Source organism: Ruegeria sp. HKCCD8929 (genome assembly GCF_013031405.1).
Lineage (GTDB): Bacteria > Pseudomonadota > Alphaproteobacteria > Rhodobacterales > Rhodobacteraceae > Ruegeria.
On record NZ_WPZY01000034.1, the window covers coordinates 21,416 to 32,561 of the forward strand.

Below are 11,146 nucleotides of genomic sequence, written 5' to 3' on the forward strand. Positions count from 1 at the left end.
TTCTTTGCAGAAGTGACCGCGCGCCGGACTATATGTCCGAGTTCCGGCAGGCCAAATTTCAAGGCTCCGTCTGTGGACACCGCGCTTTCCGTTACCTTGATCCTCGTCTTAGTTGACATTACCCGAATTGAGGATTGTGTCGAACTTTGCCTTCTGCGCCACCAGAACCGCCTGGGTGCGGCTGTACACGCCGAGCTTACGCAGGATCGCGGTCATGTGCGCCTTGACCGTGGTTTCGGCAATCGAAAGGTCATAGGCGATTTGCTTGTTGAGCTTACCCTCGCAAATCAGGCGCAGAATACAGGCTTGCTGCGGCGTCAGTGTGGCGAGACGCGCAGCGGCGTCGCCGGGGTCGATCCCGTCATCCTCTCCAGGCGCAATGTAGTCGGGCGGAGTGTAGGTTCCGCCCGTTTGAATGACGCTGAACGCCTCGGTAATGGTTTCCTTCGGGGAATCCTTAGGAATGAATCCTGCAGCATCTTCGCGCAGTACTGACCGGATCATCTCGTTCTCCGACATCGACGACACGACTATGACCGGCGTATCCGGAACCGCCATTTTCAAGCGCACCAGCCCGTCGAGACCATCGACATCCGGCAGGTTCAGATCGAGCAGGACGATATCGGGCTCTGCACCGGATTTCAGCGCGTCGAGGGCATTCTGCAATGTGTTCGACACGGTTACCTGCCGCACCGCCAGCCCATTTCGCAGGGTCATCGAGAGCGCCTCGCAGAAAAGCGGATGATCGTCGATGACCAGAACTTCGCCAAGCGGCGCCTCCGTTTCATTTGCGGTTGCTGACATTTTCGTTGGCTCCACGCTGCCGACTACGCATTCAGCCTAACACAGATCAACGGGCATCGCCCTTCGACTAAAGGCGTAGGACTGCCAATAAACTCGGCCCGCAAAAAAAAAGCACGCGCCCGAGGGCGCGTGCCGGATCGAAATTGCCGCAAGCTCAATTGTTTCCGGCAAGCTGGCGAGGCAGCTTGAAGGTCCAGAGCGTACCACCTTGGTTGAGGAAGCTCACCTGTTTCGCGACTTCCCCTCCCCAAAGCGGCACCGCACCACCCCAGCCAGAGATGACCGACACAAATTGCTCACCATCCTGCTCCCAGGTCACAGGCTGACCAACGATGCCGGAACCGGTCTGAAACGACCACAGTTCCTCGCCGGTTTCATCGTCGAAGGCGATGAAGCGACCTTCGGGAGTGCCGGTAAAGACCAGCCCGCCAGCGGTGGTCATGACGCCACCCCACAGCGGCGCAGGGTTCTGGAACTCCCACTTGATTTCGCCGGTCATCGGATCGATCGCCTTCAGCGAACCGATATGATCCTCGAAGAGCGGCTTGATCGTGAAGCCGGCGCCGAGATAGGCGGCGCCTTCCTTGTAGGTGATGGGCTCGTTCCAGATATCCATGCCCCACTCGTTGGACGGCACGTAGAAAAGGCCGGTATGCTGGCTGTATGCCATTGGCATCCAGTTCTTGCCGCCAAGGAACGAGGGTACAGCGAAGATGATTTCGCCCTTGTTGCCATCTGCCGCCGCCGTCGGATCACCCGGGCGGTTGTCCTCGTTGAAGATCGGCCGACCGTTTTCGTCAATACCAGCAGCCCACGTGATATCACTCACGAACGGATGTGCAGCAACGAATGAGCCATCCTCCCGGTTCAGAACGTAGAAGAAACCGTTCCGGTCGGCGGTGCCAAAATATTTGTTTCCGTCCGAGCCAGTGAAGGCCACCACCTCGTTCACGCCATCGAAATCCCAACCCTCGCGCGGGGTGGTCTGGAAATGCCACTTGATCTCGCCAGTGGCCGGATCGATGCCAAGGCGGCTGGCGGCATAGAGATTGTCACCCACATTTCCCTCGGTCGGCGTGCCAGCGTTGCGTAGGTGGCTGTTCCAGGGCGCCGGGTTGCCGGTGCCGAAGACCAGAGTGTCGGTGTCCGCGTCATAAGAACCGCCCAGCCAGGTCGCGCCGCCGCCGGTTTTCCACATGTCGCCCGGCCAGGTCGCGTTCAGCGTACCGGTCATGGTGCTTTCTTCGCCGTTCAGCGTGCCCATGTGGCCTTCGATCACCGGGCGGGTCCAGACGATGTCGCCGGTTTCGGCGTCGCGGGCCTGCACTTCGCCCACGATCCCGAATTCACCGCCGGAGTTGCCGGTGATTATCAGCCCGTTCACGATCAGCGGGGCGGCGGTGTAGGAATAGCCCGCTTTGTAATCGCCGATTTTGTCGCGCCACACGACATCGCCGGTCTTGAGGTCGAGCGCCACGAGCCTGGCATCGAGCGTGCCAAAATAGATCTTGTCGCGGTAGATCGCCGCGCCGCGGTTGATCACGTCGCAGCAGGGCAGGATGCCTTCGGGCAGGCGTGCGTCGTATTGCCAAAGCTCCTCGCCCGTCATCACGTCAATGGCATAGAGGCGAGAGTAGGATCCAGTAATATACATGATCCCGTCATAGATCAGCGGCTGGGTTTCCTGCCCGCGCTGCTTTTCTCCGCCGAGCGAGAACGCCCATGCGGGCATCAGGTTCTGCACGTTGTCGCGGTTCAGGGTGTCCAGTGGGCTGTAGCGCTGCAGGTGCCGCCCCATCCCGTTGGTGACCACCTGCGTGGTGATCGTCTGATCATTTCTAAGATCCTCTTCCGTCACTTCCGCCTGCGCGACACCTGTCGCCATCAGGCTGGCTGATATGGCCATGATAAACCGGTTCATCTCCGTCCTCCCTTGGTCCAACCGAGCCGAGATAAATCCGCCGCGAATTGGGATCATCGGCTGGGAGGCATTATCGGAGCCGCGATGCCACCGCGAAATTGCACAATGGTCGTAGACGCCGATGGCGACGGTGCCGCCATCCGCGAAAACGGTCTGCACCTAGCGGATACCGAAAGCCGTTAGGTTCCCCACATGGTTGTTGAATAAGCGTGCAGCGGCTCAGAACAGCGGCGCGTATTTCCAGTTGTCCGCATCCGGCGTCACCTCGTCAGGGTCGTAGCCCGACGCCTGCATCCGCCGTGCGACGGGCAGCCCGCTTTCGGCAGCTGTGTCGATCCAACGTTGCCCCTGTTCGACGTCACGCCGCACCCCGTGGCCGCGGATCATGTTGAGACCAAGGTTGAACTGTCCGACCGGATCGCCCGCGTCGGCCGCCCTTCTATCCCAATCTGCCGCCGCTTCGGGGTCGTAGTCGCCGCCGAGCCCATTGTTGTCGAGCTGGCTCATCCAGGTCATCGCGCCGGTGTAGCCTGCTTCGGCGCAGGCCTCGAACAACTCGCGCGCCATGACGTGACGGCCACTCTTGGTAATGAAATAGCCCGACGCGCAGGTCGTCATATCTGTGTGGCCGTTGCGAATGTTGTCCATCATCCGGCCAATGGTCATTTCCTCGGGGTTGAGCGTTCCGTCTGCGTTTGCCAGTACCGGGCATAGGGCGATGACGGCTATGGCGAGAGATTTCAACATGACACGGCCTCCTGTCGGGTCAAGTTTAGCACCGCGCGCTCCCCATTTCACCAGCGCTGGGGTCGTAGGCCCGATCAGCTCTTCTGACGCAGCATTCCCTTGGCCGGGTCATGGCCCCTAGGCCGGGCGACATGGTGAGTGTAAGAAGTTTCTTCATTTTGACACTCCCGATAGGCTTGTATTCACGGTCGCATCGCCGCGCCCCAGGGGAAGCGGCCGACCTTGATGGATTTGATGGCTTCGCGCCGGGCGATGTCAATCACGGTAACGTCTCCGGAAACGCCGTTGGTGGTGAAGAGCTGCGTCTTGTCGGGCGAGAACGCCATGTGCCAGACCCGGCGGCCGACGAGGATGTAGTCCTCCACCTCATAGCTCTCAGCGTTCACTACCGCGATGTGGTTCGACGGGCCAAGCGCGACAAAAGCTGTCTTGCCGTCCTCGGTAAAATCGAAGCCCACCGGCTGCACCCGGTCGGGATGGACGCCCTGCACCTCGAACTCAATCTTGGCGATTTCGGTCTGGCCAGCAGTCTCGAACACGGTGATCGTGCCGCCGATTTCGGAACTGACCCATAGTTTACCACCGTCATGGGTAAATTCGGCGTGCCGGGGACGGCTGTCGACAAGGGTGTTGGCGTAGATTTCCTGGCTTTCTGTGTCGATCCAATGCGCCATGTTGGTGGTTTCGGACGTGGTAATAACCGTGCCGCCGTCGGGCGAGACTGCCATCCCTTCGGGTTCGATGCCGACGTTGATCTGAGCGATAACGTGCCGGGTTTCTGTATCGACGACGGTCGTTACTGCGTCATCTTCGTTGGCGATGTAGAGATGCAGGTCATTGGGGTGCAGCACAAACTGTTCCGGGTCTTCGCCCGAGGGCAACTCGTGCAGGACCTCGCCTGTCGCCGGGTCCATCACTTGCACCGTGTCGCTGTCGGAGGCGCAGATGTAGAGGCGGCTGAAATCCTTGGAAAAGGTGATACCGCGCGGGCGTTCGCCCGTCGGGATCGTGCGCGTGACCTCAAGCGTTTCGACATCGATCACACTGAGCGTGTCGTCTTTTTCGTTGCTGATCCAGATCTCCCCGGCCTGCGCGGCATGGGCGGTGACAAGGGCAAGGGTTGTGATCAAGTGCTTCATCTTAGTCCTCGAATTTGGTGCAGGCGCTTTCGGGGGCATCGATCCCGAGCGTGTCCATTTCATTATGCTGGTGCAGGAAACCTCCAAGCGGAGCCTGCGCCACAAGTGCGCGGCGCGTCACCAGCGGGATTGGCTGGCGGAGTTGTCCGTTCCACGAGCGGAAACTCATTGCACGGCCCTTGAACCCGGCAAGCTCGAACTCGTCGGACAACAGAAAGGCGCGAAGGGTGGCCGGATCGTCGGAACCAGTCCGCGTGACGGCCTCGCCAAGCGCGCGCACGGCGGCCCAGGCGGCGTAATCGGTCGATTGCATCCCCCGGCCTGCAGCTTCGGTGAAGCGGCTCTGCAACTGCGCGGCGCCCCATTGTTCCACCACCCGCGACCAGGCGACCGGCACAATGCCTTCTGACCCGGCAATGGGACGGGGAAGCCATGTGTTGTAGGGAATATAGCGGGCATAATCGTCCAGTTCGTCGACCACAAGCAGCACGTCATGCTCGCCCAGATCCTGCGTGAACAGTGGTACCTCCTGCGCCGCGTTTCGGCGCATGTCGGCATCGAAGTTCCATGTCTTCGACGTGGCGATCTCCATGCCGAATTTCCGCGCCGAGCGTTGCAACGCCTCAGTCAAGGCAGCATCTTCGTCGTGCGGGCCGGAAACCATCGCAGGTGTGCTCCAGCGCTTGTGCTGAAGAAACTGCATTAAAGCATCAGTGCGCATGGCCGCCGAGGGGATCGTGTGGAAAAGATTACCCCGGCAGTCTTGATCACGTAGCGCGAAGTCCGGTGCTGAAACGTTGAACAGGATCGCGCCTTCGGCCTCGGGCAGATCGGCGATTTCCAGCAACTCGGGCGCGGGCGCATCGATGACCAGAAACCGTGTATCGTTCAGCATCCGCGCCGCCGCTGCTTTCAAGTCCTCTCCCGGCGCGACGCGAACCGTATCAAGTGTGTAGTCGTGGCCAAGGAACTGCCCGGTCGTCTGGTTGTCAGCGACGCCCAGCGTGGCGCCCACAACTCCCAGATCATCTGGAAACGGGTCGAGGTTGGACAGGACCGGCGGACGTACCTCCTGCCGTTCCAGATAGCCGATTAAAAGCGACACCTCAGCCAAAGCGGGTCCTGAAAGCATCAGGTATCCAAGACAGATCATCCAGCGCATGCCCGGGTCTCCTCCTAGTGTTTTCAAGCTACATGGAGGCGCAGGCTTCTGACATTCGACCAAAGTACCGGGGCCTGCAGGGATTGAACCAAGGTCGAATAGGCTGAGCGATGCAGGCGATGTAAGCAGGGATCAGCAACCGAAGTTTAGAGGAGCAGAGGATGCTGAGAACACTTGTCACGACGGCCAGTCTGATCGCCGCGGCCACCGCGGCCCATTCACATGGCGATGTCGCGCCGCAACCGGTCAACACCGATGCCCTGCCCGATGTCGGAGAGGAATGGCTGACCGAGAATCCCTATCGCGACGCAGGCGATGAAATCTGGAAGGCCGCCATCGAGATCGGCGATTCCGGCTACAACCAGAACTGCGCGCGTTGCCACGGGCTCGGTGGTGTGTCGGGCGGGCTTGCCCCTGACCTGCGCTATCTCGAAGCGGAAGAATACGGCGACGAATGGTACGCGGAACGGTTCCGCGATGGCATGACTCAGAACGGCATTACCAAGATGCCCGCATTTGGCGAACTGCTGGGCCAGAAGGCGGCCTGGGCGATCCGAACCTACATCGAAACCCGCCCCGACGACGGCGCACTGGACGATCACAATTCGCGTCTGAAGGAGATCCGCGACCTGCTTGCCGAATGGGAAAGTGCGGCGCCGGGTCACGGCGATGTCCAGGCGGTACAAGATGAGTTGAGTGAGATCGCCACGCAGATCGAAACCGGTTCGGGCGCTCCGGTTGCGGACAGTATCGCGCTTCGGGCAGCCGAGATGATTTCGGGCGAGGCGCCAAAATTTGCCGCCGCCGCGGAAACCCTGACAATCGGGCTTTCCGCTGCGCGCTAAACCAAGGGGGGAACATGATCGCACGTCATCTTACGGCGTTCATCGTTGCGACTGGCATTGCCTTTGCCGGGCAGAGCGCACTGGCGCGATGCGAAGATCACGTTCCCCAGCCTAAACCACAGAACGCCTCGCGCGACATTGTGGGGACGGACCTCGATACCATCATCGAACGCGGCTATATCGAATTCGCTGCGTTCGAGCATTTTCCGCCCTGGTCCTACGAAAGGAACGGCCAACCTGCCGGGGTGGACATCGAGATCGGTCGACTGATTGCCGAGGAACTGGGGGTAGAGCCCAGGTTCAACCTTGTCGCAGCGGGCGAAAACCTGGATGAGGACCTACGCAACTGGGTCTGGAAGGGTCCCGTCATCGGCGGGCGCGTCGCCAATGTGATGCTGCATGTGCCTTATGACAGCAACTACGCCTGCCGAGTTGAGCAGGTCGTTTTCACCGGTCAGTATCACGTTGAGCGGGTAGGTATCGCCTACCGCAAGGAACTTTATCCCGACAGCGCACCGGTTGCCGCCTATTTCCGCTATGACACAGTGGCCGTTCAGAACGACACAATTGCCGACTTTTACCTGACAAGCCTGTTGGGGATCGAGGCTCAGGCCAACATTCACCGTTACCCGACCGCCGCGGAGGCGATGACGGCACTGGCCGAGGGCGAGACCGCAGCGGCAATGGGGCCGTTATCGCAGTTGGAACATGGGATGACCGAAGAGCTTGCGGTGCATTCGCCACCCATGCCAGGCCTTGCGGTCGGAAATTGGACGTTGGGGGTGGCCGTGCATTTCGCCTACCGCCCGCTGGCCTATAGCGTTGAAGACGCGATCTACCGCGGGATCGAGGATGGGCGCATCGCCCGGATATTTGCGGATCACGGATTGAGTTTTTCGCCACCAACGGTGCGTTAGAACATTCGCACAGCCCCCGCTTGATCGACAAAAATCACCCGCTTTACTTCGGGCAGCCTGCGCAGGATACCCCGCGCTGTCTCAAGCGACGCGAGGCAAAGCGCCGTCGACAGCCCGTCTGCAACGGTGGCGCTTTGGGCCTCGACGCTGACGGTGGACCAATATGCACGGCCGGGTTCGCCAAGAGGGTCAAGGATATGGGCGCGTCCGTCCGGTAACCGCAACGCAGCCGGGCTCGATGTGGCGACAGCGGTATCGTGCAAATCGCGGGTTGCGATCAGGCCATGCGCGGGGTCGGCCACCCCTATGCGCCAAGGGCCGCCGGTTGCGGAAAACTCGCCGATATTGACCAATATCTTACTCAGCCCCTCAGCCTGCAGCAGGGCGGTGATCCGGTCGGTGGCGTAGCCTTGCGCGATCCCGTTCAGGGTGAGAGCCTGCCCATGCCCCAGCCGAATACGGGCCGGGTCGACCACGATCCGATCCCAGCCGATCAGCTGCCGCGCTTGCGCCACGTCGCCAGTGCTCGCCAGCGCCCGCCAAAGCGGCTGTACTGTAGGGTCGAAGCGCCCTCCTGTCGCGCGGTGCAGCCGGTCGGCCTCTGCCAGCAGTTCCACCATCTCCGTCGACGGCTGTTCAAGAATCCCGGCCCGGTTGAGGTGCGACAGGTCGGAGCCGGGATCGTAAAGGCTAAACAGCCTTTCGATACGGCGTAATTCCGCGGCAATTACCGAAACCAACCGTTCAAACCGCTTAGCATCGGCGGTGAGCGTCACACCAACGTCTGCCCCGAGCGCATACCCGTGCCAGGTGCGCGGCGCAGCGCACACGCCGGAGCCGGAGAGAGCGACGGCCGCCGAGATGGCAAGAAAGCGGCGGCGTGTTATCATTCCGCTGCCACCTCCTTCTGCTCCTGCCGAACCGCTAGGATGAGGGGTACGCATTGCTTTGCATCCTCATAGATCGTTACGCAGTCAAGGCATTGGAAACACTCGGAATAGTCGACCTCCCCGACGTTGTCGATCGCGCCGTATTTGCAGCGCACCTTGCAAAGCTGGCACGGACTGCCGCACTCTGGGCGCCGTGCGATCCAGTTCCGCCCGCGCAAAAGCCCCCCGATCGCCATGAAGGCGCCCAATGGGCAGACATAGCGGCAGAACCCCTTGAACAGGAACAGGCCGAGCGCAAGCCAAAAGCCAGCATAAAGCACATAATACCATTCCCGCTCGAAAAAGACGGTAATCGCGGTTTTGAAAGGCTCGATCTCCGCCGCCGTATCGACGTGGTTCGGGGCGACAAAGACGATCGCGACAAGTCCAGCGAGCAGCACGTATTTTAGGAGTTTCAGCCGCCGGTCCCAGCGGGTCGACGGCTCGATCCGGGGCAGGCGCAGCCGCGTGCCGAGATGGTGCATAAATTCCTGCATCGCACCGAAGGGGCAGAGCCAGCCGCAGAAGAACCCGCGCCCCCAGAGAACGAAACCGAGGATCGTCACGGCCCAGATCAGCAACGAAAATGGATCGTAAAGCAGATATGCCAAACTACCGCCCTCAATCCCGGTACGCAGGGTCGCCAGCACGGTAACAATGGAGAGTTGCCCCTGTCCCCACCAGCCGACGAAGACGATGACGAAGCCAAGGACCCCGAGTCTAATCTGTGTGAAACTCCTGCGCGTAGCGCAGCGGCGCATCCGGATCAGCAGCACCCCGCCCAGACCGCCCAGAAATACCGCGAGCACGATAAGATCAGGCAAACGGTTGCGGATCGCCTCCATCCACGGGGTCACGGGTTCAATCGTGCCTTCGCGCAGGAAGTACCGTTCGTCGGTCGCATGCGTGACCTCGAAGATCACGCTGCCGACCTCGGGGCGGAACATGCCGTGCTCGCGCACTGCCTGAACCTGCAGCGTCCATTCGCGAGCCGGATCGAAACCCAACCGCCGGTCTGTCCGCACGATCATCGCGGTGCCGTCGGGAGCGCCATCGGCAAGCTCGACCAGCAGATCGGCGTCGCGTAGAGCAACCGGCAGTTCATCCTGTTCCAGATAGACGCGATCGGGCGCGGTGTTGCGCACGAAATCCTCTGACACCAGCCCGTGCCGGCCCGCGTCGATCAGCAGGATTGGTTCCATCTCGGGCGAAATCTTGAGAAACCGCTGTAGTTCCTTATAGGTATCGTCGGACAGAGCCGCCTGTGCAATCGAGGGGGGTCCGATGTCCACGATCCAAAGGTCAAGGTAGTTTTCGTCCGGCGATTCCGCGGCTTCGGGATCGTCGTTGGCCCAAATCGTTTCCACAAAGGCCGCATCCGCTTCGGCATTCGTGACGGTTTTGCGTCCCGCCAGCCCTTCCTTAATTAAGTCGTCCCATGTCAGTTCGATCTCAAGCTCCGGGTCGGGCCGCGCCGCGGGCTCCGTTGACAATCCCTGCATTTTTTCCCGAGCTACAACCAGCGTCGCTGCCAAAATCGATTCATGCGCGATCCGCACGCTCGCAGTGGCCTTGGCCACCCCATCAAGATAGACCAGCGACGTCTCGCCGCTACCCGCGCCGTAGGGGGTGCCGACGACTATGGACGACGATATCGAAAGCCCCGCATACTGTTCGAAGAACTTGTGGAACGGCGCTTCGCCGAGGCCGGAAACAAAGATCGGCTCGTTATGCTCTATCAGCCGGACGTTGATGAACCGCCCCTCGAGATCGAGCATGACGAACACATTGATCGGCGCACCAGCGAAGCCGGGCAACGGTGCGAGTTCCCCGGTTTCGAACACATACCCGGCCGCCGCTCCGCCAGAGTTCCGAAGCGACCACACGCCCTGGTCATTCAACGGTTCGCCTAACGAATATGGTGGAACGACATAGTCAGAAATCTGCGCACGGCTCAGCGGTTCTGCCCAGACGGACACCGCCTGAAGCAGCACCAGCGCCAGCATGGCGAAATACGTCCTGAGCGCGTTCATGTACGAATGGTAGATGCTGCAAACCGGATCCGACATTGGACGTTGGTCGGATGGGTTCATGGCAGCCGGCTAAGCCGGTTATTGAATACGGCTGAACGCTAGAGAGCGACGAACTTTGACATGGCAACGTCAGCTTTGCGCCTCTCGTTGCGGTTGGAACGTCGCACAGCATTTGGTAAAAGCGGGCTCGCTGCCGCCATTCTCTGCGGCGAGTTCGAGCAGGTCGTTAGAGCCCTGAGTGACATTTCGGTTGTCGGGGAATGAACCGTTGTTAGAGTGTATCGGACAGGTAAACAACAATCACTAACACTCGTTGGAGTAACACATTTGGCAAGTGATCTAGAAAACCAACGCAATGAAACATTCTGGGCATTTAACGATCTAAAGCAAAAGCAAAGACTACCCGAACAAGCAATCGTGGATTTTCAGTTCGTACCAATTGGCGACACTGCGAATTGGTCAGAATTTCTTCGTGAATTGAACGAATTGGGGTTCGAAACGGAGCAGTATGAGGACGGAAGCGCCCTAGGGTCAGGATGCATTGATTTTCGCTGCTCTTCATGATTCGCGGCTCGGAAAACGGAGCTGTTACATTGAGCAGCCTCATCTGACTGGTCCAAGTTGATTGTTAGTGCATCATCGGCCTGTG

The 11,146-nt window shown here is 60.1% G+C and carries 9 protein-coding genes; 2 read left to right on the forward strand and 7 right to left on the reverse strand.

Features of this window, described 5'->3' with window-relative positions; all coding sequences use genetic code 11:
• Positions 1-108: 108 nt before the first annotated feature.
• From GOX53_RS24795 to GOX53_RS24815, 5 genes are all read right to left on the reverse strand, one after another.
• Positions 109-804 carry a response regulator transcription factor gene (locus GOX53_RS24795; RefSeq protein ID WP_171181172.1) on the reverse strand — a complete coding sequence of 232 codons (696 nt, stop codon included), beginning with the start codon at positions 802-804 and terminating at the stop codon, positions 109-111.
• Positions 805-958: 154 nt separating this feature from the next.
• Complete coding sequence (locus GOX53_RS24800; protein WP_171181174.1) at positions 959-2,725, reverse strand: PQQ-dependent methanol/ethanol family dehydrogenase; 1,767 nt, start codon at positions 2,723-2,725, stop codon at positions 959-961.
• A 219-nt stretch (positions 2,726-2,944) separates the two neighbouring features.
• Entirely contained in the window at positions 2,945-3,472 is a 528-nt protein-coding gene (locus GOX53_RS24805) for a tetratricopeptide repeat protein (RefSeq protein ID WP_171181176.1), read from the reverse strand.
• A gap of 182 nt (positions 3,473-3,654) precedes the next feature.
• On the reverse strand, positions 3,655-4,611 hold the full coding sequence (locus GOX53_RS24810; RefSeq protein ID WP_171181177.1) for a YVTN family beta-propeller repeat protein: 957 nt from the start codon (positions 4,609-4,611) through the stop codon (positions 3,655-3,657).
• A 1-nt stretch (position 4,612) separates the two neighbouring features.
• A complete protein-coding gene (locus tag GOX53_RS24815) occupies positions 4,613-5,773 on the reverse strand; it encodes an ABC transporter substrate-binding protein (protein WP_171181178.1) in 1,161 nt (386 codons plus the stop codon).
• Between the two features lie 161 nt (positions 5,774-5,934).
• Here GOX53_RS24815 and pedF point away from each other — a divergent pair, with 161 nt between their 5' ends.
• Together pedF and GOX53_RS24825 are read left to right on the forward strand one after the other, a co-directional pair.
• Complete coding sequence (gene pedF / locus GOX53_RS24820; protein WP_171181180.1) at positions 5,935-6,618, forward strand: cytochrome c-550 PedF; 684 nt, start codon at positions 5,935-5,937, stop codon at positions 6,616-6,618.
• 14 nt (positions 6,619-6,632) lie between these two features.
• Positions 6,633-7,535, forward strand: coding sequence for an ABC transporter substrate-binding protein (locus GOX53_RS24825; protein WP_171181182.1), 903 nt, complete (start codon positions 6,633-6,635; stop codon positions 7,533-7,535).
• On the opposite strand, the gene GOX53_RS24830 is transcribed toward GOX53_RS24825, so the two are convergent.
• Both GOX53_RS24830 and GOX53_RS24835 read right to left on the reverse strand, forming a co-directional pair.
• Positions 7,532-8,425 (reverse strand): FAD:protein FMN transferase, encoded by an 894-nt coding sequence (locus GOX53_RS24830; RefSeq protein WP_171181184.1) that lies wholly within the window; start codon positions 8,423-8,425, stop codon positions 7,532-7,534. The genes GOX53_RS24825 and GOX53_RS24830 overlap by 4 nt on opposite strands.
• Positions 8,422-10,497 carry a 4Fe-4S binding protein gene (locus GOX53_RS24835; protein WP_171181190.1) on the reverse strand — a complete coding sequence of 692 codons (2,076 nt, stop codon included), beginning with the start codon at positions 10,495-10,497 and terminating at the stop codon, positions 8,422-8,424. The genes GOX53_RS24830 and GOX53_RS24835 overlap by 4 nt, the downstream gene beginning before the upstream one ends.
• Positions 10,498-11,146: the final 649 nt, after the last annotated feature.